Raw genomic sequence first — 25,397 nt, 5'->3', positions numbered from 1 at the left:
CAAATCCCATCGAGGACGCTACGCTGCGCGAGAAAGTAGGTGGTAGTGAGTTGAGAGTAGACGGATCCATTCTTGTCTACTTGCGACTTTCAACCTTTTACTCTCTCGCAGAAGGCGCGGCACGGTACGCAATCCGGCAAAGCGGCGAAGCTCAAACCTTCGTGGTCTGTGGGTTCGACTCCCACCCGTGTTACTCGCTCACGTGCATCGCGCGAACGACACCCGTTTGCAAGATATTCGTGAGCGCGAATTAGAATGCGTCGGCTGGGCATTGGCGTGCCCAAGTGGCTGTAACCCACCCGCCTCGTGCAGTGCAGGTTCAACTCCTGCCCGACGCACTCGAACAACGGCCCGTTCTTCTAGCGGTTCAGGATGCTGGCCCCTCATGCCGGCAACGCGGGTTCAAATCCCGCACGGGTCACTGATTATGGCCAAGTGGTGCAACTGGTAGACACGCGACGCTCAGAACGTCGTGCCCCTCGTGGGCTTGGGAGTTCGACTCTCCCCTTGGTCACTGCAGACAGGGCAGGCACCCGACCGTGAAAGTAGACGGCCAAGTACGCAAACAGGAAAAGCGATCAGGTCGATAGCCAGGATTCCTCCATGCCCTCCGCGCTACATTACCGCAAGATTCCGAACACTAAAGACTTCCCGTTCACCGAGTGCATAGCTTTCGAAAAATACGACGGAACGAATTTGCATTTCCGTTGGGATCGGGACTTCGGCTGGCATGCGTTTGGAACGCGACGCGATGAGTTCAATATTGATGATCGCGGCGAGGAACTGTTTCGTCACGATCACCCTGAGCTATCGGATGCGATGGAAGTTTTTCGTCAAACATTGTCCGCGTCCTTGGCCCACACGTTCAGTGAATTGGCCTCGGAAAGCACAGTTCAAGGGTTCACTGCATTTGCTGAATACCTCGGAGCGAATTCATTCGCTGGGCGACATAAATTTGATGATGTCAAGCGATTGGTCATGTTTGATGTCGCACGTGACGAAGACCTACTCGGGCCTTTCGAATTCGTAGAACGGTTCGGACATCTTCCGATTGCACGAATCGTGTACCGTGGCAAGTTCACCGTGGCAAGTTCACCGGGGCATTCGCCGAAGATGTTCGTTGCGGGAAATACGGTGTCACCGAGGGTGTCATTTGCAAATCAGGACGAAGCGGCCGCGATTTGCAAATGGGCAAGATCAAGACTTATGTCTACCTAGAACGCCTCAAGGAATCTTACGGCGACAAGTGGGAGCAATACTGGGAATAACTTCTGGATTGAGGTCTCAGATTTCGTTATTCGATTGATCATGACGTCATGATCAATCAGTACGACATCAACCTGACATGCTGGAACTGATGGTTCAACGCTATTGGGGATCAATCGACTCAGTATGTTCACAGGCCGCTTTGGCGAATCGTTGGGAACAATTGGAGATAACGATGGAAACAACGACGAAGAGATACATGCTGCGGCACTTTCTGTCGGCGCTGGCATATCGCGGAGCCAATGTGCTCAGGAATATGCCACCGGAAATCGCAGACTTCCGGCCCTCAGAATCTGTTCGAAGCCCACGCGAGATTCTCAATCACATGAGAGGTGTGCTCATCTACGCGCATTCGTTCATGGTTCCCTATGAATCCACTGAGCCGCCTATGTTGGCATGGAATGCCGAAGTGTTTGGTTACTTCGAGATCCTAGCAAAGCTTGACGCGTCACTTCTCAACGAGTCTTCAATTCGCGATGTCAATGAAGAGGACCTGCTGCAAGGTCCGTTTGCGGACGCGATGCTGCACTTGGGGCAGATCGGCATTTTCCGGAGGATGGCTGGGTCACCGGTCGCGTCGGAGAATTACGTCTTCGCGGACATTGAAACGGGACGGCATACAAGAATTGAACATTTCGCCGATCCTGGCGTGAAACGGCGATGAGACCATGCCGCGCAAACGCATTTCAACTTTTCGATATTGGAAGGTAGCCGGATACGGTTGGCCGGACCGCACTGCTAACGCGACTCTCCCTCACGGGAGATGAGGGTTCGAATCCCTTGCCTTCCGCTTGTTTTTGGCCTCGATGGTGAAATAGAAATCATGCTCCGCTTCTAACGGGGAGTTCTGGGTTCGATTCCTGGTCGAGGTATTGAAGTCAAAACGGAAGGGCAACCCGAATGGTGACGGGAACCGGTTGGAAGCCGGTCGAGCATTTTTAATGTGCCTTGCGGGTTCAACTCCCGCTCCTTCCGCACGCTGCGCGAGAAAGTAGTTGATTGAAAGTAGAGAGTAGACAAGACGCGTCGCGAACCAGTTCTACTTTCAACTCTCTACTGTCTACTTTCTCGCGCGAAGGCGCGGTGTTCGTGGTGTAGTGGTTTCTGCATGTCGGCCTGTGAAGCCGAAGGTGACGGTTCAATCCCGTTCGAACACCCTTTTCATAAGAAAGAGAAAATCGTGGTGGCGATGTTGAGTCGACAGACTCTGGTACTGAACCGGAACTGGCAGCCGGTGGGTGTGGCCTCGGTGGCACGTTCATTGACGCTGGTGGCTGCGGAACGGGCACGAATCGTCGATCCGGCTGACTTTCAGCAGCACACCTGGGCTGATTGGGCGAAGCGAATCCCACAGGACGATGAACTGTTCGTCCAGTCGGTGACGTCTCGGATTCGCGTGCCGGAGGTGATCACCCTGACCGAATATGACCGGGTTCCCACAAACACGGTCACATTCAGTCGCCGAAACATCTACAAACGAGATCGATACACCTGTCAGTACTGTGGGCGGCATAGCCGCTTCATCGGCGTGGACAATCGGGATTCACAGGCCGAACGCAGCCCGCGCCATGAGTGTCTCAGAACAGAAGACCTAACGATCGATCACGTGTTGCCTCGATCTCGAGGTGGGACCAGCGTCTGGGAGAACTGTGTTTTGGCGTGTCTGGAATGCAACCTGCGCAAAGCCGATCGTACACCCGCTGAAGCACACATGCCGTTGCAGAAGGTGCCGACACGTCCAACCTGGAAACCGCTCTATGCTCAGCACGATGTTCGGATCGGAAGCTGGTCCAAGTTCCTCAGTGAGGCGTACTGGACCGTGGAATTGGATGAATGATTTTTCATGCGCGTCGCGAGACGGGTTACGAATGGGTTCATCGTTCGCGCGATGTTTTTCGTGCCCGCCTTGCGGACGCAACACACGAGTGATGCTCCTGGGAGAGCGGGCAGCCTCCAAAACTGCTGGATGGGGTTCGAATCCTCGCGCTCGTGCTGACTGCCGACGTGGCTCGATCGAGAAAGGCGTCCGCCTTGTAAGCGGAATCATGCTGGTGCGAATCCAGTCGTCGGCCCTGTTTGTCCCGATGTTGTAGCGGAATGCATTGGACTCTCCGAAGGTCCAGGCCCTGGTTCGAGTCCAGGTCGGGAGAATGAAAATATGCCCTGCGAGTGTGAAGGATGCATGGCTGCCTTCGAAGCAGTCGGGCGAGGTTCGATTCCTCGGTGGGGTATTTTTTAGTGCGCGATCACAAATGTTTTGTCATCGAAGGTCGTTCTCGCGTTGAGTGAGAGAACCAATATTTTGTCCTTGGAGTGTGGTGGATGCACGCGACCCTGCGAAGGTCGTAGACCAGGTTCAACTCCTGGCAGGGACACTGACTGAATGACGCTGATGTCACACGGCGTGGCGGCGGCCTGCAAAGCCGCATCCAGTGGGTTCGACTCCCACCGGTGTCTCTTTGGATTGAAAGCATTGATGTCATCCGTCCAGCGGCGGTCGGGGCACTCGAAAGAGTTTTGCTCCGACTGTTCCGAACATGGGTTCTGACCGGAAGTCATTGGTGACGTTAGCTCAGAGGTAGAGCACCAGACTGAGAATCTGGCAGTCACGGGTTCGACTCCCGTACAGCACGTCGGCTCATAACCGACTCCACGAATAGGTCGAAAGACCTGCTCGACCACGAAGCCCAAAGGAGGTGAACGCTTGTAGGATTGGCCATCGACGTGGTTCGCCGCGTCGATGGCAGCATGAGAAGACACCTTGCAGGATGTGGATTCCGCCGCGGCGCTTGTTCGGCAACGGTGCGTGAACGGGTTGGCTGATGGATCTTGAGGTTCGCTTCAGGATGAAGGCTAACTTTGCCACGCTTCGACGCCGAGCCAGACCACGGCTCAAACGTCTCTCCGTGTTTTCTGGTGTGATCCGCGAACGCTTCACCTTCTGCGGGTGTCTTTGTCGTCTAAATCGTCAAAGCGATTGAATTCCCGAGGCCAAGAATGCCTTCCGTTGATTGATCCTCCAGAAAGGAGGTCTGCCGTGATTCTGTTGAAGCGTTTCAAGATTCGTACCTACGAAATGGGCTTGTTGTTCCGCGACGGTGAGTTTCAAGGCCTGCTCACGGCTGGTGCTCACTGGTTCTTTGATCCATTCGGCAAAGTCCGTGTCGACGTCGTGTCGCAGCGTGAGCCGTGGCTCGTTCACGAGAAGTTGGACTTGATGATCAAGTCTGGTGCGCTCGCCGAGCGCGCCGTGGTCCTGGACCTGAAGGACAACGAGCGAGCATTGGTCTGGATCGAGAACCGGTTCAGTCAAGTCTTGCCAGCAGGTCAGCACGCCTGCTGGACGGGCCAGAAGCAAGTCCGCGTCGAGATCATCGATATTCAACCGGTCCGCTTTGAGCACGAACAGTTCAAGGTGATTGTCCGCTCGGCGCTGGCCAACCGTGTCCTGGATGTTGGCTCGGTCCAGCGTGATCACGTGGGCGTGCTTTTCATCGACGGTCGCTATGTCGACTCGCTTGCTCCGGGTGAGTACGCGTTCTGGAAAGGTACGGCCGAAGCCAAGCTGGTTGAAGTTGACCTGCGGGAAACCATCGTCGACGTTGGTGGTCAGGAGATCATGACGGCCGACAAAGTCACTTTGCGACTGAACGCTGTCGTGACCTACAAGGTGGTTGATGCTCGCAAGGCCGTCAGCCAGACCGACGATGTGCGACAGGCTCTGTACCGCGACACGCAGCTCGTGCTGCGAGGCGTGGTGGGAGCGCGCGAACTCGATGCTTTCCTGACGGACAAGGATGCTGTCGCGAAGGAGATCCAGGACAACATCCGACGTCGAGCGGGTGAACTGGGACTGGAGATCGCCTCGGTCGGTATCCGGGATGTGATCCTGCCGGGTGATATGAAGGATCTGATGAACAAGGTCACGGAAGCTCACAAGGCTGCCGAGGCGAACTTGATCGCACGACGCGAAGAGACAGCGGCGATCCGCAGCCAGGCCAACACGGCCAAACTGCTGGCGGACAGCCCGACACTGATGCGATTGCGCGAGTTGGAAGTCTTGGAAAAGATCGCTTCGGCCGGAAAGCTCAATATCATCCTTGGTGATAAGGGACTCGCCGACAAAGTGGTCAATCTGTTGTGAACGTTTCATTTTCCTCAAACACGAATCCCCGTGGGGCAGTCCTGCGGCTCCACGGGGATCGTCGTTTTGTCAGTTGATCTGACGTCAATCTTGACGCGAGCCTGCTGTTTGGCGGAATTCAGGCAGGAGAAGAGAGAGGTTGAGGACTTTTCAGATTCCTCGCGGATGCGCCACCCTGCAACAGGGTCCGATGAACGACAAACTTTCACGCCGCAGGGCCGATCAGGGTCAAAACTAGGGTAGCAACCCGCTTTGGCCCTCTTTCTTCACCTGATGGGCAATCGTAAATTACGAGCCAGCATCAAGTTGTGATAAGTGGACGATATTGGACTCGAACCAACGACCTCCACGATGTCAACGTGGCGCTCTAACCAACTGAGCTAATCGTCCCGGTCATTCGCCCCGGTTTCGGGGCTGGAGAGTGCTAACAATAAAAGCCCAAACGGCCTTGGTCAAGCCTGCGAAGAAACAAGTCGGTCTGGATCAATTTTGCAGTCTGTCATAACTTTCGCCCCGATCTGCTTTTGTTCCGAGGGGCGGTCTGTATGTTCCAGTATCGTTTTTTAAATGTTTCGATGAGTCTTTCGATCTCAGCCCTTCTGGTCTGCATCGGCTGCGAGACTCTACATAACGCGGGTGTGCCGGGGTTGGACGCATACGTCAAGCCCGATCCTGCCAGACTGGAAGCTCAACGCGTCCATCGCGAGAGATTTTCTGCGGAACGAAATCACGAGTCACTCTATTGGCTCGTCGCTAATAACGTTCAAAACACTATGAGCTTACGTGAAGTCGAAGCCGCGATCGGTGAACCGGGTGAATACACGACCGAAACGGGTCGGATGAGATCAGAGGGAGTCCAATCCACAGACAATGCCTTCACGTGGGGCCCGGATAACGAAGGCTATAGCGTGATTCTGTTTTTCCGCGACGGACATCTCACGAATTTTGACCCAAGCGATTACGACCTCTCGTCATCCAAGAAGCGAAAATCTTCGAAAAAGAAATTCGCCTCGACTGATCCGAACTCGCTCACTCAAGATCCCAACGCGTTATCCGATCCCACTTTGTCGACGTCGTTCTGAATCTCAGCCAGTTCCTCACGGGTGAGTCGACCGTCGTGCAATGCCGACGCGACGAGAACCTGATTCGCGCCAATACGATGTAAACGGCGCAGGTCACCTGCCCCCCGAACGCCGCCCCCGGTAATCACGCTGATCTCGGGAAATTCTGTTCGAATTCGACGGCAAAGCTTATCGGTTGAACCGCCTGTGCCGGTTCCCACGTCCGCCAGATCAAGCACCAGAATCGAACGTATTTTGGCTGCGCTGATTTGATTCGCGATTCTGGTGGCGTCGTCATACCACCCGACGGAATCGATCGCTCGGCGAGGAACTCCTTGCTGAAGATCAAGACTGAAGATCAGATCCGGAAAGGCAGCGACCAGTTGCGCCAACGCATCCGGTGAACGACAAGTCTCAAGCCCAACAATGATACGTGTGGCCCCGGCATTGATGAGCGTCGTCGCACCGTCGACGTCACATACCCCGCCATCGACCAGCGTTTCCAAACCGAGATCAGAGAGCTGTCGATAGAGCGTCAAATTGGGCAGACCATGCAGAATTCCATCCAAATCTGCGACATAGAAGACTTTGAAACCGAACGAGTCGCGAAGCGATTGCGCAACGCTGACAGGATCGGTCCTGGGCGACAGTCGACTGATGATCGGACGATAGTCCGATCGGCGTCCGGCAACTCCACGAACAACCTGACCATTCAGCACGTCAAGAACTGGAATCACAATCATCGTTTGAGAGGGTACCGTTTCGCGGGTCGTTCGGACGAAGAAGTCGGAAGTGTATCTGATGAAGCGTTGCCGGCGCTGGCCAACCTGCTGTCGAAATCAGCAACCTCATGGATCAGCGCGTGCCCATGGCTTTCGAGACTCGATCGAGCCAGCATCGTGAATTCAACAGGCTGGTCAAATCAACTCGGCTCGAAATAATGATCCCGTCAATTCCGCTCAGATCCGATAAAACTGTCACGACACAGCAAAACCACAACGAAAAGCCAATCTGGAGAGACAACATGACCGAAATTTCGATGCCGGCCGTGGGTGATAAGGCCCCTGCGTTTGACCTTCCCGCATTTCCCCAGGGCCGAGCGAAACTGAGCCAGTTCAAAGGCAAGCAGAATATCGTGCTGTACTTCTATCCTCGCGACGACACGCCCGGCTGTACCAAAGAAGCCTGCGGATTTCGTGACACGATCGGGCAGTTCCAGTCGGCTGAGACCGCCGTGCTGGGATTGAGTACGGATACGGTCGATTCGCATCAAAAATTCGCAGAAAAATTCTCGTTGCCATTTCCTCTGCTCGCCGACGAAGACCATGCTGTCGCGGAAAAATATGGAGTCTGGGTCGAGAAGAACATGTACGGCAAGAAGTCGATGGGAATCCAGCGCGCCACGTTCTTGATCGACAAGCAGGGCAAAATTGCCGCAGTCTGGCCGAAAGTCAAAGTCGATGGACACGTTGAGGAAGTCGCGGAAAAATTGGCCGAAATTGGCGGATGAGACTGTGTAACAAACTCCGATGCCAGTCGCTCGAAATGAGCTTCAGAAATGCGCCCGTAGCGGTCTTGCATGGGTCAAAGCGGCATGCCATCGCATTGGAGACTGTGTCGACGAATCTCAACCGGCCCCCTGATCGATCACGCGGTGGGAACTGGTCCGCGAGATCAGTATTATTTCTGCATCATGCCTCTACCGATACGAATCGACGCCACCACGCTGCCAGCGCTCCTCTTTGGCGGGCTGCTCGTCGCGTGCGCAATTGTGATGGGAGTCTTCGTCTGGCGTTCGCGTCGGTCGCTGGATGAAGTTGTCGAAAATGACGATTCGGCCCGCCTGCACGCAGACCGACAATTTCGTCGGCGGATGCAGGTCAGTGTTATGCTAGGCACGATCGGCCTGATGATTCCGATCGGAGATCAACTTGATCAAGTCTTCATCCGAAGACCGATGCTGTTTTTCGTTTGGGTCGGGTGCGTCTTCGTACTCGTCCTGTGGATGGTACTGATGGCGCTCGGGGACTGGCTGTCGACATTCGCGTACACCGCCGTCGCACGGGCCAATCTGCGACACGAACGCCGAGAACTAGAAGAAGAAATTCGCCGCTACCACGCGTCGAAAAACGGACATTCTGTCAATCACGACGACCTGTGACCATCACGCACGCCGTTGATCGAAATACCGCTTCGGCCCTCTGTTGCGGAGATTCAGTTTTCGAGTGACAGATTTCTGTGGGACTCAATACCGAACAGCCAGTCGCTTGCAGGCAGACGTATTGGATGGTCTATTGACCGGACGCAGCCTGCGCCGGTTGCCTAGGACCATTGAGGTCGATTCATTCACACATTTGCCGGGAAGTTTGTCATGACCCAGGGTCTCAGCCGTCGTGAATTCCTTGAAGCCGCTGTGAAAGCCGGAACAGCAGCGACCGCCGCGGGCGTTCTGGCGTGGCCAACGGTTGCGCAAGCGAAGGAAGCTCGCAGCGCCAACGAGAAACTGAATCTGGCTGTGATCGGCGTCGCCGACCGCGGTGCCGCCAATCTGAACGGTGTTTCGCACGAAAACATCGTCGTGCTATGCGATATTGATGACAAACGTCTCGAAGCCGCTGGCGAAAAAATCCCGCAGGCCAAGCGGGTCTTCGACTTTCGCGAAGCACTCGAAGTGCCGGGGCTCGACGGCGTCGTCTGCAGTACGCCCGACCATGTCCACGCGTTTGTCGCAGCCGCAGCGCTGAAGAAAGGCCTGCCGGTTTACTGTGAGAAACCCTTGACGCACTCGGTCTGGGAAGCACGTCAAATCCGCAAGCTGAATGCTGCAGCTCGAGTACCGACGCAAATGGGCAACCAGATCCATGCCGGGTCGAACTATCGCCGGGTCGTTGAAACAATCCGCGCGGGAACAATCGGTCCTGTCGAACGCGTGCATGTCTGGGTCGGCGCACCAGTACGATCGTTTCCCGCCGTGAAGACCAGCGAACCGCCATCCTACGTTCATTACGATCAATGGATCGGACCCGCGCCGTATCGGCCATTCAGCGAGGCCCATTTCCACTTCAACTGGCGTTTCTGGTGGGATTTCGGCGGTGGCACCCTGGCGGACTTGGGCTGTCACTACATGGACCTGGCGTTCTGGGCTCTGGAACTTGGGGCTCCGACATCCGTGTCGGCCACGGGCGAAAAGGGGCACAACGGCGACAACGAGTGTCCCAACCTGATGAAGGTCGACTACAAATTTCCAGCACGCGGCGATCAACCGCCCGTCCATTTGACCTGGTATCACGGCGGTTGGATGCCAGAAGGAGCCGAGTCCTACAAGAAAAACTCAGCCGTGCTCTTCGAAGGGCCGAACGGTCGATTGATCTCGGACTATGGCACGAACAATCTGTTCATGCAGGAAGGAAAAACGGCAGCACCTGTAAAGCCCTGGATCGCCGAATCCGTCGCCGGACACCACGCAGAATGGCTGACGGCCATTCGCACCAAGGGATCGACCTCGTCCCACTTCGAATATGGGGGAACCCTGACTGAAGCCGTCCTGCTGGGCAATGTCAGCTACCGTGCCGGAAAACCAATCCTCTGGGATGCACAAGCGCTCAAGACCGATTCGCCCGAGGCGGATCAGTTCCTGAAACGTGAATACCGTGCGGGTTGGTCGCTGTAACGAGGTCGCAAGTCATGAATGACCATCGAGGCGTTCCGGCAACACACCTTGAGATGAATGCGCTGGAACGGTCGATCGCCCAACATGTCTGAATCCGCTCCGAACCGCCGAGATTTTTTGACCGGTCGCGCCATTCGCGCCATTCGCGACGCGGCGGGACGAGTGGGCGAACAACTGGCGGATGATCTGACGTCGGTCCCTGCTCCATCGCGAGGACCGACGTTGATGCTGCGCACAACCGCCATGGCGTGCGACTTTGACGTCATGCTCAACCCCAGCAATTCCGCTGACCAGATCGATGCCGCCTCGTGCGCCCTCGATCTGGTCCATGAATTGGAACAGCAACTTTCCGTCTATCGCACCGACAGCACTCTGAGCGATTTGAACCGGCGGGCGGCCCAAGAACCGGTGTTCGTTCAGCAGGAATTGTATTCGCTGCTCGAAATGGGACGCGCACTCTGCGATCAGACAGAGCAGGCGTTTGATCCGGCGTCGGGCGCATTGATCAATCTCTGGCGTCGTTGCCGTCAGGAATTTCGCATCCCCACAGAGGACGAAATTGCAACCACGCTTCCACAGTGCGGCGTGACGAAAGTTCAATTTGACCAAACAGATCAGACGATTGCGTTTCCCTGTGAAGGAATGTCGTTCAATCTGGGAGCCATTGGAAAAGGCTACGCCGTCGATCAGGCAGGACTTCGACTTCTCGAGGGCGGAGTGGAAAATTGGCTCGTTCATGGCGGGCGGAGCAGCATTCGCGCACAGGGAAGTCATGCCGGTCACGACGGTTGGCCGATTGGGCTGAGAAATCCACTGTTGCCGGACAAACCATTTGCGACGCTACTGCTCAAAGATGCGGCGATCGGCACGAGCGGCACGGCGGTACAATGGTTCCGTCATGAAGGAAAACGTTACGGGCATATCCTTGATCCGCGAACCGGCTGGCCCGTGGAAACACTGCTTTCCGTCAGCGTCATTGCGCCGGAAGCGGCGATGGCCGATGCGCTTTCTACCGCTTTTTTCGTATTGGGAGTCGAAAAGAGTCTGCAATGTTGTGATAATCTGCCGACTTCCGTGGGCGCGATCTTTTTTCCGCTGCCCAAGCAGGGTCAGACACTAGAACCGATCCTGTACAACATGCCTCGCGAGAGGTGGTTTGCGACCTGAGTCTTCATCTGAAAGAGATTCCGAGTGCCGTCAGACTTGCGCAAGATTCCCTGGCTCGCGGTAGCCTTGTTGGTGGTGTTACGGGTCTCCATTGGCTGGCATTTGCTCTACGAAGGGTTGTGGAAACTCAACACTCAAAGCACGGCCGCACCATGGACAGCCGAAGGGTACCTCAAGAACTCCACCGGCCCGATGCGAACCGCGTTTCGCAATATGACCGGAGACCCGAACGATCTGTCGTGGCTGGACTATGAGTCAATGTCGGCCAAGTGGGACGGCTGGCGCGACCGATTTGTCGCCCACTATGGCGTCGAAGCCACGGCACTTGATCGATTGCTGGATGGAAGTCCGAACGGGTTCAGCGTTGTCGTACCGGAACTGCCTGCCGGATTCGATCTGAGCGAAGCGATCAAGTCCGCGGGAATTGCCAAAGATGCAATCAAGTACGATGCCGCGACGAAGAAGCTGACCATTGATGGCAAATTGCACTTGCTGCCAACCGAGCAAGCCAAGCTGTTGGAAGTCATCAAAGACGCTCAAAAAGCGGCCACTGATAAGGCTGGATTTGACCCAGTCATCAAGGCCGTCAACGACGTCGCACGTCAGTCATCAAAATTGTCGTATCGCGAGCGTTTGGCCGCCATGTTGAAAGGTGATCCCGAGCGCGTTGGCATCGTTCAAAAAGCGAAGGGTGACGACGGTCAAGAACTGGTCGTGATGGTGGGAGAAGTCGAATACTACAAAGAACAAATTAAGCAATACGAAGAAAAGTACGCCGAAGCGAAAACGAAGTTCGAATGGGATCACCTCGAACGCCAATGGAGTGATTTGCAAAAGACACGCCGTAATCTTGTGGGCCCCGTCCAAGCCTTAGAAAAAGACCTCTTCGACGATGCGAGCAAGATATTGGGTGAGCAACAACTCGCACTCGGGCCAGTACCACCTGCCCCGTCCCCCATGCAGCGCATTAATAGCCAAACGATGTGGGGGCTGACGATCTTTGGCCTGCTGCTGATGGTTGGACTATTCACGCGATTATCGGCCATCGGCGGTGCCGGACTGCTCATGATGTTCTACATGGCGATGCCACCATGGCCCGGCGTGCAAGAGATCCCGAGTATTGAACACAACTTGATCGTAAACAAAGTGCTGGTCGAAATGATCGCCTTGCTAGCGATCGCGGCCCTGCCAAGCGGTAAGTGGTTCGGAATCGACGCCATCATTTCGGCATTGATTCATCGCGTCCGCCGACCGAAATAGTTCAGCGTTCTCCGATTCGCAACGGAACGGCAATTTCCACGGAAATTGGCACCAGCAACCAAGAACTTTCGACTAAAATTCAAGTATCGACGAATCGACACGAGGAGACTTTCATGCAACTCACACCAGAACAAGAACGTCTGGGCAAAGAGAACTTTAATGAAGCCGTTGCCTTCACACGGCGCGAATTCCTGACCGGTGCCGCCGCCGTGACCGCAACACTCGGTGCGACCTACTTCGGGTATGGGGCATTGACTGGAGACCCGATCAAGGTCGGCTTTATCGGAACTGGCGACGAAGGTTCGGTCTTGCTGACGCAACATCCACCTGCATACATGCAGATCGTGGCGATCGCAGACCTGCGAGCCAAAAACCGAGTTCGCGCTTTGCAAGGCGACGGCGACGAAATTCGCTGGGGTCTCAACCGCAAGCTCGGTGCCGCAACGGCAAAGAAGGTGGAACTCTACCGCGATCACCACGAGCTGCTTTCGAAGCATCCGGAAATCGAAGCGGTCGTGATCGCTGTGCCTTTGTGCCAACACGCTCAGGTCGCCATCGATTGCTTGAAAGCAGGCAAGCATGTGCTGACCGAAAAGCTGATGGCACACACCGTCATGCAGTGTAAAGAGATGATCCGGGTTGCGAAGCAGGAAAAGAAACTGCTCGCAGTGGGTCATCAGCGCCACTACAACGTGCTGTATGAAAATGCGAACACCATGATCCGCAAAGGGATGCTCGGTGATTTGAAATTCATCCGCGCCCAGTGGCACCGCAACAACAGCTTCCCCGGCAGCGATAGCTGGCGACCAGGTGGTTACACCGCCGAATCATTTGGACGCAAATTCAAGCAGGACATCGAGGGTTTGCTGGCACACGCCAAGGAAAAGGGTGTGACCGATCTCGACAAGTTCCTCGCGAGCGAATTCGGCTATCCATCGATGGAGCGGTTGGTGAACTGGCGGTTGTACAACAACACCGGTGGGGGGCTGATGGCCGAATTGGGAAGCCACCAACTCGACGCAGCCAGCATCTTCTTAAACAAGGTTCAGCCAATCGCCTGCTATGGCTATGGCGGCAAAAACTATTACGGCGTGAAAGGGATCGGATCACCCGAACAGCAAGCTGATGACCGCGATATCGACGATCACGTCTACATGACTTTTGAGTTCCCAGGTCCTCATTACGCAGACGATAAGAATGACGTCTGCATCGTGACCTACTCTTCGATCAGCACGAACCGTAGCGAGCCGTACGGCGAGACGGTCTTCGGCAGTCGTGGGACACTGATCATGAAGCAAGAACTGGAAGCGATGCTCTACAAAGAAGCCACGGGCTCGTCCAAGGGTGGCATCGACCAGCGACTGTATGCGATCGACGGAAGTGACGGTCAACCGGTCCTGGCAGCCAGCGCCAGCATCGCTCCCACCAAGGCCGCTTCCACCGCTGATGTCGGCAAGGTCAGCCGCGGCTATACCGAAGAAATGGAACACTTCGCATTCTGCATCCGAAACTTCGGCAGCAATCCGGAGCAAGGTGAGAAAGTACTTCGTTGCCCAGGCAAGCAAGGCATGAAGGATGCCATCATGGCCCTCACATCCAACCTGGCAATGAAGCACAAGAAGCGGATCGAGTACAAAGAGGAATGGTTTAATCCCGATAGCGATCTGGTTCCAGAAACTGATCCGTCCATCATCGGTTGAATACGACCGAGGCAGACTGGGGACCGCCATGAAAACCCGTTGGCTCATCTGTTTCTTGCTGATGTTATTCGCCGGCGTTTCGACTGCGAGAGCGGAAACGCCGGTGAATTTGATCGCAGGCAAGCAAGTTGAAGCTGAGGCCAAGCTGGTGGTTGGATCCAAGCTGGTGGGGGTTTACCCCGACGCCAACGGAAAGAAGAAGAATTACCTCGTCGAAATCCGCGAAATCAAAGCGAATAAAATGCTGAAGATTGTGTGGATTGAGGACGGCTCGGAAACGGACGATGTTCGCCCGGACGAGCTGTACTATATCGGTGAGGCCACTGCGACCCGTCGTTCTCGGACGGCGGCACTTCCCGAGGCCTATCGCTCACTCGATAAGAACGGCGATGGTCAGATCGGTCTCTACGAGTGGGATCGGGCGAAGTTCGCCGAGTTTCGCAAGCTCGACAAGAACGGCGATGGTTTTCTCACCCCGCAAGAGCTCGGCTCAACAAGCGGTGGTGCAATGGCCACTTCAGGAACGCCCCCGAAGGAGGGAGATCCCAAGAACGCCACCGCAAACGCACCGAAAATGGCTCCTGCAAACCTGACGGAATATAAGGACAAGCTCAAGGAGACGTTGACCTTCACGCTGACCGGAAAGGCCGATGCGGGGGCGGTCATTGGAACAGGCCCTTACGCTCTCGACAGCAATCTCGCCGCCGTTGCCGTTCATGCGGGCGTGCTGAAGAACGGCGCGACGGGACAAATCACCGTGAGCATCATCGCTCCTGTCGAACGATTCGCAGGCTCAACGATGAACGAAGTAACCAGCGTCGAGCGAAACGAGGCTGGCCCGGCATTCACGATCAAGTAACGACGGCAAACGAGACGCGGATTTCACGCGAATGCCGCTCGTGTCGCATCAGATATCGTAGTACATCGCAAATTCATACGGATGCGGACGCTGACGAAGGGCTTCGACTTCTTTTTCGGTCTTGTACCAGATCCAAGTATCGATGACGTCTTCCGTGAAGACATCGCCACGCAGCAGAAATTCGTGGTCCTTCCGCAATGCAGCGAGTGATTCCTCGAGCGACGCGGGAGTTTTGGGAACATCTTTCAGCTCTTCGGGCGCCAAATCATAGATGTCTTTATCCAGCGGACGGCCCGGGTCAATTCGACGCTGAATCCCATCGATCGCCGCCATCAGCATTGCCGCCATCGCGAGATAGCCGTTCGATGACGAATCCGGGCAGCGGAACTCAAATCGTTTACTTTCCGGTGTCGGAGTATGAACGGGAATTCGGATCGCGGCCGACCGATTGCGGCTGCTGTAGGTGAGATTGATCGGGGCCTCAAATCCCGGAACCAACCGTTTGTAACTGTTCGTCGTCGGGCAGCAAATCGCCATCAACGCGGGTGCGTGCTTCAGGATTCCGCCCAAGGCGTGCAGCGCAATATCCGAAAGCCCGGCGTACCCCGACCCGGCGAAGAGGTTTGCCCCATTTTTCCAGAGCGAGAAGTGCAGGTGCAGACCGGACCCATTGTCGTTCCAGAGTGGCTTGGGCATGAAGGTTGCTGATTTTCCGTGCCGTGCTGCCACATTTTTGACAATGTATTTGTAGAGCAGCAGATTATCCGCCGTTTGCACAAGCGGCGCGTACTTCATGTCGATTTCGCACTGCCCCCCCGTCGCGACCTCGTGGTGCTGGGCTTCCACTTCGACGCCGCAATCCTGCAGCGTCAGCATCATTTCCGTGCGAACCCCCTGCAGCGTATCCGTCGGCGGAACGGGAAAATACCCTTCTTTGTGGCGGATTTTGTAGCCTGAATTGCCGGAAGCTTCGTGACGGCCACGATTCCATTGACCTTCAATACTGTCAACGTGGTAGTACGCTTCGTGCTCATTCTGATCAAAACGCACGTCGTCGAAGACAAAAAACTCGGCCTCGGGCCCGAAATTGGCCGTATCCGCAAGCCCCGTCAACTTCATGTAGTTTTCTGCTTTGCGGGCAACATTGCGCGGATCTTTGGCATAGTCTTCACGCGTAATCGGGTCTTGAATATTGCAGGTCATGACCAAAGTTTGCGTCATGAACGGGTCAACAAAGGCCGTTCCAGATGCGGGAACAACCAGCATGTCGCTCTCGTTGATCGACTGCCATCCGCGGATGGACGAACCGTCGAAGCTGAACCCTTCTTCGAAACTTTTTTCGGTCAGGGCCGTCACGGGGACGGTGAAATGCTTCTGTGTACCGGGAAAATCCATGAACCGTAGGTCGACGGCCCGCAGATCTTTCTGCCGACACAGAGCCAAAACTTCACGAGGGGTCATCACATGCACGTGGGGGAATCTCCGCAGAGCGTTCGCGGGGTTTACTCATCTGACAATCGTTGTCACGCCACGATATGCAAACCGGATGCCGCAGAGCAAGTTGTCGCCCCAGCCTTTACCGGTCAATCGCTCGAATCGCCTCGCGACGATCGTCACAGGCGACAGCCACGCCCCGAAAACAGTTCTATTCGCACGTCATCGACTGAACGATTGACGTTTCGCTCGTTCAGTCGCGTCGCTTACGCGGTCTGCACGAGCGGGGCATTTGCGCCAACGGCACAAAAGGGCAACGTCTGTTCGCTGGAGACGTCCTGACTGTGAACCACTTGGTTCGACTGGGCGGCAACAACCGCATCAAATGACGCACGGGTGACTTCATTCAGTTCTTCCAAAGGAATTGGCAGCGGACCACCTTCTGAAATCGCTTTCAAAAATGCCCGAACTTCATCGACATGCCCTTTATCCTGCTGCCAGAGATTCATCTTGCGGAACGATTTCCATCCGACGGCCGTCATCCGCCGGAAATTATCCAGTTGAATGACTCGGCCAGCACAGAAAACTTCCAACCGTTCCTTCGAGACCGAACGATGCCCATTCGCTAGATAATGCACCGTGCCGAATGACCCGTCGGCAAATGACAGCGTGATCGTCATTTTGTCATCACGAATTGCAACCGCGGCTTCCCGACCGAATGTTGTCGCCTGAACCGCCACGATCGGACTTCCGCACAAGAACCGCAGCAGGTCGATAAAGTGGCATCCTTCGCCCACGATGCGACCGCCGCCGGCATGCGGGTCGTGAACCCAGTGTCCGGCCGGGATCGAACCTGCGTTGACGGTCATGACGAACGACTTTGGCTCGTGCAGCTCACGGAGGAGTGATTTCATTCGCTGAATTTGCGGGGCAAATCGGCGGTTGAAACCCACCGTCAGAATTGGTGCGATTGCCGAATGGTCTGCGCTAGCCTGCTGGTACACAGCCAGCACGCTTGCCAAATCCGCAACATTCAAAGCCAACGGCTTTTCGACAAAGACATGCTTGCCTGCCGCCAGGGCACGTTGGGCAAGACTGGCATGACTGTCGTGTCGCGTCGCAACGACAATAGCGTCGATGCTCGAATCCGTCATGACGGATTCCAAATCGCTGGTGGCTCGTTCAAATCCAAACTTCCGCGCGGCATGGGAAGCGGTCAGTCCGTTCCGTGAGGCAACACACGCCAACGTCGCCCCACACTTTTTGAACGCGGGGATCAATACCTGCGACGCATAGTTCCCCGCTCCAATCACCGCGACCCGTGGCATTGCTGATCGTGCCTGAGATTTTGAACGCAGTGGCTCGAGCCGATGCAGACGAACCGTCTGCTCGCGCAGCGTTTTGACTTCCGCTGCGCGAGGATACTCAAGCAACACACCCAACGACGGCTGCTTACTCGAAATCAGATCATACGCCCCGACAGCCGATTCGACCGCGAATCGATGCGTCACGAGCACAGTAGGATCAATGGATCCCGTCGACATCATGTCGAGCATCGCCTCGAAGTTTCGCTGCTCCGTCCAACGCACGTAGCCCGCCGGATAGTCGATGCCACGCTGCTCGTAGCTCTCGTCATATCGACCAGGCCCATACGAACACGACACCTGAAACGAAAGCTCTTTCTCGTAGAAATCCGTACGCGACAACTTCATCCCAACGACACCGACCAGGACGATGCGACCACGTCGTCGACACATTTGCGCCGCATGGTGCACAGGTTCATCGCTGTCTGTCGATGCCGTGATCAAGACGCCGTCGACGCCGCGGCCACGCGAGAATTTGTGTGCGGCCGCAGCGGGATCTCCGTGATTCAAATTGAAGGTTTCGGCCCCCATTTTTTCAGCCAACTCAAGCCGCGCTGTCGAGAAATCTAAACCCAGCACGCGACAGCCGTGAGCACGCAGCAACTGGACGGTGATCAATCCAATCAAACCCAAACCCGACACAACGAATGCCTCGCCGAGCGTCGGTTGAGCGAGCCGAACGCCCTGCAATCCAATCGACCCCAGAACCGTGAAGGCGGCCGCTTCGTCCGTCACATCGTCAGGAATCCGTGCGCAGAGATTCTTCGGCACGCAGACCATTTCGGCGTGCGGGCCGTTGCTGACAACACGATCACCGCATTGAAAGCCGTCGACCCCGGCACCGACTTCGACCACCGTTCCGACGTTGCAATATCCCAACGGAATCGGCTGATCGAGCTTGTTTTTCACCGCCGCCATGGTCGGCAACAGTCCGTCTGTTTTCACCTTGTCGAGAACCTGACGGACTCGATCTGGTTGTTGCCGGATCTTTTCGAGCAAATTCGCTTTGCCAAACTCGACCAACATCCGTTCCGTTCCGGCCGAGACCAGACTGATCCGTGACTGGATCAAGAGCTGGCCCGATGAGACCGCTGGACATGGAACCTCGACCAGTTCCGTTTGGCCCGTCGAAAGAGACTGGAGAATTTGTCGCATCCGTGCGATTCACTCATCAAAAGAAAGCAATCCGAGTTGAGCGCTGCCAGGCAAGATATAGAAGTACCCTTCCCCCGCGACAAGTCCAGTTTTCCCCTGTTCATGACGGAACACGTGACACGCCGTCCGGCGAGCCTGAGCCGGGCCAATCCGGGATTGACAGTCCCGTAATTTTGGTTGAGATTCCGCCCGCACTCCGAACCACAGGGCAGATCTTTCGAGGCGACGGAACAAGTTGTCAGAGGCCCCTGACTCAAATCGCCCCTGACGCGATACAGCGGAACCAACTTCATGGCAGGTCCTACACCCGATATTTTTCGAGATGCGAAACATTTATGAGTGCGACTTGCTCGGTTCCAGTATCGGCGACAAGGACGACACGCCGAGCCGCGTCAGTCACTCGTAGCGGCGCCATAGCGCTCTCGATTCGCGTCCTCGGCGCTGGCGGGTTGCTGCTGAGTCATATTGTGTTGGCACGCAGCCTAGGCCCCGCCGGTTTCGCCGAATACTCGCTTGCCTTTGCCTGGGCTCAGATCCTTTGCGTATTTGCCAAGCTGGGAATCGACAATACCGTCCTGCGTTATATCGCCGAATACACCGCGAAGAATGAACTGAATAAGCGGGCCGCGATCATCCGAGACTCCACATTCGCCTCGGTCATCGCGGCCGGCCTCGTATCACTCGGTTTCAGCGCGGTGGTCCTGACCTACTGGAATACGATTGGCGTCAAACTCGCCAGTTGCATGTTGCCAGCAGCAGCCATGATCCCGCTGCTTTCGATCCGCCAGATCCAGGAAGCCAGCCTGCGGAGTGCCGGAAGACTGTTTGAAAGCCAGATCAGCACGGCACTTTGGCCCGTCATTCTCTTCGTTCTGGCGGGCGCAACGTGGTGGTTATCTTCTCCCGCCAAACCGCTTTCGTCCTCGACGGCCATGATGTTGCATCTGGTGTCGATCCTGAGCATGTCAGCCCTCGTCCTGTACTTCTTCCTTAGATCACCACTCCTTCGATCTCCATGGCGGATGAACGGCCAGGCCATCGACGACGCAGACCGATTGGCGTGGGCGCGTGTAGCCATCGCATTCCTTGCTGCGGAAATACTCGTCGTTTTGAAGAGCCGAATCAGCATCGCGATCGCCGGCGCGACTTTGGTCGCCCACGAATCAGCAGGTTTGTATAGCGCCATGGAACGTTTCGCCGATGTTTCGATCCTGGGAAGCCAGTCGCTGGGTCTGGTAATCGCACCGCAATTTGCGAGCCTGTACGCCGCCGGCCGTTTCACTGAGATGCGACGACTTGTTGTCCAAGGACAAGCCTTGTGTGTGGCATTTACCTTACCGGTCGCGGTCGGCGTCGCCTGCTTTGGCGATACGATCTTCACGCTGATCGGACGAGACTATCAACCTGGATACCATGTGCTTATCGCTCTTCTCATCTCGGCCTGTATTGCCTCGTTCTCTGGAACGTCGGCTTATGTCCTGCAGATGACCGGTCGCGAACGAACGCTCCTGGCGATCATGGGCCTTTGTGCCGTCGTCAACGTGGCCATCAGCTTCCTGTTGATCCGCCCCTACGGGCTGCTGGGACTCGGGTTCGCCCAGATTGCGACGAGCTTAGTCTGGACGATCGCGGTCAGCGTCAGCCTGCAACAACACCCCGCCTGGCAATCAACGCCTGAAATCTCGACGCGGACGCCTGAAATCAAGAGTGAGGTCCCACAATGAGGACAGTCTTACTGTGGATCGCCGGCACGTTTGTTGTCTGGCCCATTCATTCCACCGCAGCAACCGTCGGCGACAAACCGATCGAACTGATGTTGTCGGACGTCCTTTGTTTGCTGGTTCCGTTTCTCTACTTGTTTGCGCGGACGCCACAACCAAAGTCGATCGCCAAAAATACCAAGCAGGTTGTCCATGGCGACCGTTTGACGCCCCTGATCGCCATTGTGTTCATCGCATACGCCACAACTCTGGCGGGGATCGGAATGGGGATGACCGGAGAAATGATCCGGCTCTATTCGGCGTTCAAACTCGTCAAACCAATCGGATTCGTGGTTTTGGGGCTATTGCTGGGAATCTGGATCGATCCCTTTGAGTTCATCAAGACCATCGGCTGGGTCTTTGGAGTCGTCTCTGCCATGACAATGTGCTGCACGATCACGAGCCCTGAATTTCCGGCGGGTGAGTGGGGCAGGTCGATCTACGAGTGGGACCTGAGCGGATATCCCAATTCGCCGATGAGCTTCTATGCGGCAATGGTCCCGTTGCTTCTGGCTGCCGCCGAATCATCACGACACCGTTTTCTTCCATTATTAGGCTGGTGTCTCGCTGGCGGAACGGCATTGACGATCCTGGGATCAATGTCACGTTCAAGTACATTGGTACTCCTATTTGGAACGATCATCTATCTGATCACCACAGGACGTACGGCTGTCTTGGCCGGGTGTTTCGTCGCGATCATGGTGTTCAGCGTCATTGGCTTCGGCCTGTTCTCGATCGCAAAAGACACTGCGGTTGTGGCGACGCTCGAAGAGCGAGTCCAACAGCGTCTGGAACGAAGCACCGAAAGCGAAGACCCATCATCAGGGCGATTTGACATCTGGCAACTGGCACTGGAACTGGCGGTCGAAAAACCAGTCTTCGGATACATGTTCGAATCGTTCTCACGGTATTCCGAATTCGACACTCCCCATCAACAGTATCTGGAAGTGCTTCACAAATGCGGAACCCTGGGACTGATGCTCTACCTCGCCCTGCTCGTCAGCGGCTTGAGCACGATCATACGCCTCAAACGCAGGGCGCGAAGCGAGTCTGAACCGTGGTATCTGCTGCGCGGGATGCAGGGAATGATCGTCGGACTGATGATCGGTAATCTGACTCAGCCCAATCTGACATTTTCATTGACCGGAAATCTGGTCTTTCTCCTGTTTGGCTGCCTGTCGTCATCTCGGGCCGTCATCACAGCAGGACGACCTCGCCTATCAACTCAGAATCTGTTGCCCCAATCCAAGAAGCCGATGCCGCGGCCGATCGGACGAGTTGCCGCTTGAACCACGTCACACTCGCCCGACCGTATTTGTTTGTTTCTCCGCAAAAATGCGTGAATTTGAGATGAATCAGCGTGAAGAGGACGCGTCAGTGACCGGAAACTTGCCCCCCAACGCATCTGCCATGAACACAGCGGCCCCCGTCGATGAAGCACTCGCACGACTGATGAAAATTCGACGCGAGGACGAACTGGCCAAGGACTTGACCTGTTTTCAGCCCGGTCAGCCGCTCGGCACCATCCGTTTCATCGCGACAGGTGACTCGGTGCATGTGGCACAGTGGCTAACCCTGTTCGCGCAGACGCAGACCTTCGTCGAAATCGAAACGGCAAATCCCGTAGAACCCTTTGAAAACGAATGCTTCTCGATTCGCCCGATCCTGCCACGGTGGATCAAGAAGGCACCCATGTCGTTACGGTACCTGCTGAGCGGCCTGGTCATGCGGTTTCGTGGACCCCGGTCGTCGGACGAGATCTTCCACGCACACTGTGCCTCCGGAAATGGATTTGCCGCCTGGCTGAGCGGTCGACGATACATTATTGGCGTCTATGGCACAGAAGTGTTCGGTGCTCACGAACGCGGATTCGCCTATCGCTGGCTGCTGCGACAGATTCTGCAGGGAGCAGAACGGATCCAGGTCGCCTCCACCGAATGCGTGAAGATTTTGATCGAGCAATATGAAATCCCTCCGGAGCTGATTTATTGCTTTCATCTGGGTCTCGACGGCAAAACCTTTCACGGCGCCAGCGATATCGAACGGGCCCATCTGCGCCAAAAAGCAGGACTGCCGCTGAACGAACCGATCTGGACGGTCAATCGCCGAACCCATCCTCACTATCGCACACGCGAAGTGATCCAAGGATTTTTCAAGTTTTGTGACAGCGGTGGCCAGGGTCGCCTCGTCCTGCTGTGTGGTGAATCGCAAGCCGACTATATGCAAGGTGTTCGCGAGCTCATCGAACAAAGCCGATTCCGTGACCGAGTCACGTTCATTGAACGAATGCTCCCGCACGCCGAAGTCGCTGCGTGGCTAAAGCTTAGTGACTTTGGGATTTCTGTCCCAAAAACTGACATGCTGTCTGTTTCAACGTATCAAGCGTTGGGATGCGGCGCGGTTCCAATCCTGTCTGACCTTGAGTCGTACAATCAACTTCGACCGTGCCGCGCGATCCGCTGGATGAACCGTTTTGAGCCTTCGGACTTTGCAGAGATGTTTGCCGAAACTGCGAACGCATGGCCGACACCACACGCAATGTGGCGAGAAGAAAGCATTCGTTTTGCCGAAGATGGATTCTCTGCCGAAAACGCGATTCGAGACATCGCCGCGTTTTATCTTGGTGTGCCGTTGAGAAAAGAAGGTCTTGCCAAGTGGGCGGCCTGAATTGGTTGGATCTCTTGACCGAGGCAAGGTTTCGGAAAAACCAAATCAAGCTGACGGATTTCCGAACGCCTTGCGAGCTCGTTATTTTCATGATTCCGACCGGCGACTTACACCCCTTGAGTCCGAAAAGGAACTCAAAAACGGCCCCGGTGTTCAGGCGCCCCGACCCGCAACGTTGCGTTGCAGTTTGTGGAAGCCGGTCCTAGAATCCCGAGCTTGGTAGTGGACGTGGCGTGAATGTTGCAGATTGACCACCGATCACGAAGATGGTTTTCAATCCTGCTGACGGCGAATTGTTCAGGTTTCAAAGGCTGACACCGCATGGAGAGTTCGTATCCCGTACTGCTGTTTGTCGGGGTTCTGATCGGATTCGTAATTACGAACCTGGTCATCATTCATATTGTGGGACCCCGTAAGAGAACGGCTGTCAAGCAGATGCCGTATGAATCGGGGATGGACCCCGTTGGTGACGCCCGCCAGCCCTTTGACGTGAAATTTTACCTGGTAGCGATCCTGTTCCTCGTGTTCGACGTGGAACTGCTGTTCCTTTATCCGTGGGCTGTTTCCGCATATCTCGAAGACCCATCAGCCGCCACTCATTTGGGCGTTCCGGTGGAATTACGGGGCACTGTGTTCGGAATCATGCTCGTGTTCATGGCCACACTCGCCATCGCGTATGTGTATGCCTGGCGAAAAGGGGTCTTTAAATGGCGATGAAAGACGTTCCTGATAATGTTTTTATGACCACGCTGGACGCAGCAGCCAGTTGGGCACGCGCGAATAGTTTGTGGCCCATGCCATTTGCCACGGCCTGCTGTGGAATCGAATTGATGGCGACAGCGTCGTCACGATTCGACCTCGCGCGGTTCGGTGCGGAAGTCATGCGATTCAGTCCTCGCCAGTGCGACCTGATGATTGTCGCTGGCCGCGTAGCCATGAAAATGTTGCCCGTGTTGCAGCGAATCTGGATGCAGATGCCCGAGCCGAAATGGTGCATCAGCATGGGTGCATGTGCCTGTACTGGCGGTGTCTTCGACACCTACGCAGTGGTTCAAGGCGTCGATCGGTTTATCCCGGTCGATTTGTACGTTCCAGGCTGCCCGCCCCGCCCTGAACAATTGATGGCCGGGATCATCGCCTTGCAAGACAAGATCAAGCATGGTGGAACGCTGAATGGGACCGAATTCGGTAAACGGACCCAACCGATGGGGCCGACTCCGTTTGACCTCGACGAATTGATCCGAATTCGAGAGGCCAACGAAAAGCTAGTGGCCTTGAACTAGCGATCTTCGCCCGGAATCGTTCAACCTCACGGAAAGCGATTCGTGCACAACGAACGCGGACTGCGAAAACGGTGTTCTTGCTCAAAAGACTGTTGACACACGATGCCCACTGAAGACTCTCTCAAATCCAGATTCCCGCAATCCGAACTGTCTTTCAGCCAGTTTCGCGACAATCACCGCGTTTCCGTACCAGCGGCGAATCTGCTCGACATTCTGACGTATCTCAAGCAGGACCTGCAGTTCGACACGTTGATGGAAGTCACCGCCGTCGACTACCTCGAATACGAAGGCGCCAAGGATCGCTTCGGTGTCGTTTACGTCCTGGTCAGCACCACGAGGGGCGAACGGCTGATCCTGAAGACACACGTCAACGATCCTGACCCTGTGTTGCCTTCCGCCTATTCACTGTGGAAGTCGGCCGACTGGCTTGAACGTGAAGTCTATGACATGTTCGGAATCAAGTTCTCGGGACACCCCGATCTGCGACGAATTCTGACTCCCGATGAATTCACCGCATACCCGCTGCGAAAAGACTATCCGCTCAAGGGACTGGGCGAGCGACACAATTTCCCGGTGCTGACGCGCGCCGAAAGCTGATTTCCGTTTG

21 protein-coding genes and 13 tRNA genes are annotated in these 25,397 nt (G+C 55.6%); 29 read left to right on the top strand and 5 right to left on the bottom strand.

From position 1 onward, the window contains the following. Positions 1–118: 118 nt before the first annotated feature. The 4 genes from OSO_RS51185 (at position 119) to OSO_RS0136265 (ending at position 514) form a co-directional block, all read left to right on the top strand. Positions 119–193 (top strand) — tRNA-Leu (locus tag OSO_RS51185). 64 nt (positions 194–257) lie between these two features. Next, a tRNA-Tyr gene (locus tag OSO_RS51180) sits at positions 258–338 on the top strand. A 10-nt stretch (positions 339–348) separates the two neighbouring features. Continuing rightward, a tRNA-Glu gene (locus OSO_RS0136270) sits at positions 349–421 on the top strand. 8 nt (positions 422–429) lie between these two features. After that, positions 430–514, top strand: a tRNA-Leu gene (locus OSO_RS0136265). Positions 515–615: 101 nt separating this feature from the next. On the opposite strand, the gene OSO_RS51175 is transcribed toward OSO_RS0136265, so the two are convergent. Next, the gene (locus OSO_RS51175) at positions 616–795 is read right to left on the bottom strand and encodes a hypothetical protein (RefSeq protein WP_157605965.1); all 180 of its coding nucleotides are present in this window, start codon (positions 793–795) and stop codon (positions 616–618) included. A gap of 646 nt (positions 796–1,441) precedes the next feature. On the opposite strand from OSO_RS51175, the gene OSO_RS0136255 reads away from it, so the two are divergent. The 11 genes from OSO_RS0136255 to OSO_RS0136220 all read left to right on the top strand — a co-directional run bounded on the left by OSO_RS0136255 (position 1,442) and on the right by OSO_RS0136220 (position 5,410). Then, positions 1,442–1,930 (top strand): DinB family protein, encoded by a 489-nt coding sequence (locus tag OSO_RS0136255; protein ID WP_157605962.1) that lies wholly within the window; start codon positions 1,442–1,444, stop codon positions 1,928–1,930. Between the two features lie 38 nt (positions 1,931–1,968). Further along, a tRNA-Ser gene (locus tag OSO_RS51170) sits at positions 1,969–2,056 on the top strand. A gap of 10 nt (positions 2,057–2,066) precedes the next feature. Then, positions 2,067–2,138, top strand: a tRNA-Arg gene (locus OSO_RS0136250). Between the two features lie 13 nt (positions 2,139–2,151). After that, positions 2,152–2,241: transfer RNA gene (locus OSO_RS51165), tRNA-Ser, on the top strand. Positions 2,242–2,349: 108 nt separating this feature from the next. Continuing rightward, positions 2,350–2,423 (top strand) — tRNA-His (locus OSO_RS0136245). A gap of 23 nt (positions 2,424–2,446) precedes the next feature. Continuing rightward, the gene (locus tag OSO_RS0136240; RefSeq protein ID WP_157605959.1) at positions 2,447–3,103 is read left to right on the top strand and encodes an HNH endonuclease; all 657 of its coding nucleotides are present in this window, start codon (positions 2,447–2,449) and stop codon (positions 3,101–3,103) included. An 84-nt stretch (positions 3,104–3,187) separates the two neighbouring features. Further along, positions 3,188–3,258, top strand: a tRNA-Trp gene (locus OSO_RS51160). A 6-nt stretch (positions 3,259–3,264) separates the two neighbouring features. Next, positions 3,265–3,338 (top strand) — tRNA-Thr (locus tag OSO_RS0136230). Between the two features lie 313 nt (positions 3,339–3,651). Further along, positions 3,652–3,723: transfer RNA gene (locus OSO_RS51155), tRNA-Cys, on the top strand. Between the two features lie 109 nt (positions 3,724–3,832). Further along, positions 3,833–3,897 (top strand) — tRNA-Leu (locus OSO_RS0136225). Positions 3,898–4,303: 406 nt separating this feature from the next. Next, the gene (locus tag OSO_RS0136220) at positions 4,304–5,410 is read left to right on the top strand and encodes a slipin family protein (RefSeq protein WP_010587690.1); all 1,107 of its coding nucleotides are present in this window, start codon (positions 4,304–4,306) and stop codon (positions 5,408–5,410) included. A 316-nt stretch (positions 5,411–5,726) separates the two neighbouring features. Here the strand turns inward: OSO_RS0136220 and OSO_RS0136215 are convergent. Continuing rightward, a tRNA-Val gene (locus OSO_RS0136215) sits at positions 5,727–5,800 on the bottom strand. 155 nt (positions 5,801–5,955) lie between these two features. Between OSO_RS0136215 and OSO_RS0136210 the strand changes: the two genes are divergently transcribed. After that, positions 5,956–6,492: a hypothetical protein gene (locus OSO_RS0136210; protein ID WP_010587689.1), complete on the top strand. Its 537-nt coding sequence runs from the start codon at positions 5,956–5,958 to the stop codon at positions 6,490–6,492. Here OSO_RS0136210 and OSO_RS46505 read toward each other — a convergent pair. Next, positions 6,444–7,214: a HisA/HisF-related TIM barrel protein gene (locus tag OSO_RS46505; RefSeq protein WP_010587688.1), complete on the bottom strand. Its 771-nt coding sequence runs from the start codon at positions 7,212–7,214 to the stop codon at positions 6,444–6,446. The two genes, OSO_RS0136210 and OSO_RS46505, sit on opposite strands and share 49 nt — an antisense overlap. 281 nt (positions 7,215–7,495) lie before the next feature. Between OSO_RS46505 and bcp the strand changes: the two genes are divergently transcribed. The 7 genes from bcp (at position 7,496) to OSO_RS0136165 (ending at position 15,127) form a co-directional block, all read left to right on the top strand. Next, positions 7,496–7,981, top strand: a complete 486-nt coding sequence (bcp, locus tag OSO_RS0136195) for a thioredoxin-dependent thiol peroxidase (RefSeq protein ID WP_010587687.1) — start codon at positions 7,496–7,498, stop codon at positions 7,979–7,981. An 84-nt stretch (positions 7,982–8,065) separates the two neighbouring features. Then, positions 8,066–8,632: a hypothetical protein gene (locus OSO_RS0136190; RefSeq protein ID WP_157605956.1), complete on the top strand. Its 567-nt coding sequence runs from the start codon at positions 8,066–8,068 to the stop codon at positions 8,630–8,632. Between the two features lie 210 nt (positions 8,633–8,842). Next, positions 8,843–10,141 carry a Gfo/Idh/MocA family protein gene (locus OSO_RS0136185; protein WP_010587685.1) on the top strand — a complete coding sequence of 433 codons (1,299 nt, stop codon included), beginning with the start codon at positions 8,843–8,845 and terminating at the stop codon, positions 10,139–10,141. Between the two features lie 84 nt (positions 10,142–10,225). Next, a complete protein-coding gene (locus OSO_RS46500; protein ID WP_010587684.1) occupies positions 10,226–11,308 on the top strand; it encodes an FAD:protein FMN transferase in 1,083 nt (360 codons plus the stop codon). Between the two features lie 24 nt (positions 11,309–11,332). Beyond that, positions 11,333–12,568, top strand: a complete 1,236-nt coding sequence (locus tag OSO_RS0136175) for a DoxX family protein (RefSeq protein ID WP_010587683.1) — start codon at positions 11,333–11,335, stop codon at positions 12,566–12,568. Between the two features lie 113 nt (positions 12,569–12,681). Continuing rightward, positions 12,682–14,268, top strand: a complete 1,587-nt coding sequence (locus OSO_RS0136170; RefSeq protein WP_010587682.1) for a Gfo/Idh/MocA family protein — start codon at positions 12,682–12,684, stop codon at positions 14,266–14,268. A 28-nt stretch (positions 14,269–14,296) separates the two neighbouring features. Then, the gene (locus OSO_RS0136165) at positions 14,297–15,127 is read left to right on the top strand and encodes an LCCL domain-containing protein (RefSeq protein ID WP_010587681.1); all 831 of its coding nucleotides are present in this window, start codon (positions 14,297–14,299) and stop codon (positions 15,125–15,127) included. Between the two features lie 48 nt (positions 15,128–15,175). On the opposite strand, the gene glnA is transcribed toward OSO_RS0136165, so the two are convergent. Together glnA and OSO_RS0136150 are read right to left on the bottom strand one after the other, a co-directional pair. Then, positions 15,176–16,588: a type I glutamate--ammonia ligase gene (glnA, locus tag OSO_RS0136160; protein ID WP_010587680.1), complete on the bottom strand. Its 1,413-nt coding sequence runs from the start codon at positions 16,586–16,588 to the stop codon at positions 15,176–15,178. A 239-nt stretch (positions 16,589–16,827) separates the two neighbouring features. Then, positions 16,828–19,080: a bi-domain-containing oxidoreductase gene (locus OSO_RS0136150; RefSeq protein WP_010587679.1), complete on the bottom strand. Its 2,253-nt coding sequence runs from the start codon at positions 19,078–19,080 to the stop codon at positions 16,828–16,830. A 335-nt stretch (positions 19,081–19,415) separates the two neighbouring features. Here OSO_RS0136150 and OSO_RS51150 point away from each other — a divergent pair, with 335 nt between their 5' ends. From OSO_RS51150 to OSO_RS0136120, 6 genes are all read left to right on the top strand, one after another. Next, a complete protein-coding gene (locus OSO_RS51150) occupies positions 19,416–20,804 on the top strand; it encodes a lipopolysaccharide biosynthesis protein (protein WP_083843065.1) in 1,389 nt (462 codons plus the stop codon). Continuing rightward, positions 20,801–22,129 carry an O-antigen ligase family protein gene (locus OSO_RS0136140; protein WP_010587677.1) on the top strand — a complete coding sequence of 443 codons (1,329 nt, stop codon included), beginning with the start codon at positions 20,801–20,803 and terminating at the stop codon, positions 22,127–22,129. The genes OSO_RS51150 and OSO_RS0136140 overlap by 4 nt, the downstream gene beginning before the upstream one ends. Before the next feature lie 61 nt (positions 22,130–22,190). Beyond that, entirely contained in the window at positions 22,191–23,507 is a 1,317-nt protein-coding gene (locus tag OSO_RS0136135; RefSeq protein ID WP_157605954.1) for a glycosyltransferase family protein, read from the top strand. A 321-nt stretch (positions 23,508–23,828) separates the two neighbouring features. After that, positions 23,829–24,224: an NADH-quinone oxidoreductase subunit A gene (locus tag OSO_RS0136130; protein WP_010587675.1), complete on the top strand. Its 396-nt coding sequence runs from the start codon at positions 23,829–23,831 to the stop codon at positions 24,222–24,224. After that, positions 24,215–24,790, top strand: a complete 576-nt coding sequence (locus OSO_RS46495; protein WP_010587674.1) for an NADH-quinone oxidoreductase subunit B — start codon at positions 24,215–24,217, stop codon at positions 24,788–24,790. The genes OSO_RS0136130 and OSO_RS46495 overlap by 10 nt, the downstream gene beginning before the upstream one ends. 102 nt (positions 24,791–24,892) lie before the next feature. After that, on the top strand, positions 24,893–25,387 hold the full coding sequence (locus tag OSO_RS0136120; protein ID WP_010587673.1) for an NADH-quinone oxidoreductase subunit C: 495 nt from the start codon (positions 24,893–24,895) through the stop codon (positions 25,385–25,387). Positions 25,388–25,397: the final 10 nt, after the last annotated feature.

Origin of the sequence: Schlesneria paludicola DSM 18645, assembly GCF_000255655.1 — a bacterium.
Lineage (GTDB): Bacteria > Planctomycetota > Planctomycetia > Planctomycetales > Planctomycetaceae > Schlesneria > Schlesneria paludicola.
The sequence above is the reverse complement of the archived record's forward strand: the minus strand, read 5'-3'. Positions and strand labels throughout refer to the sequence as shown.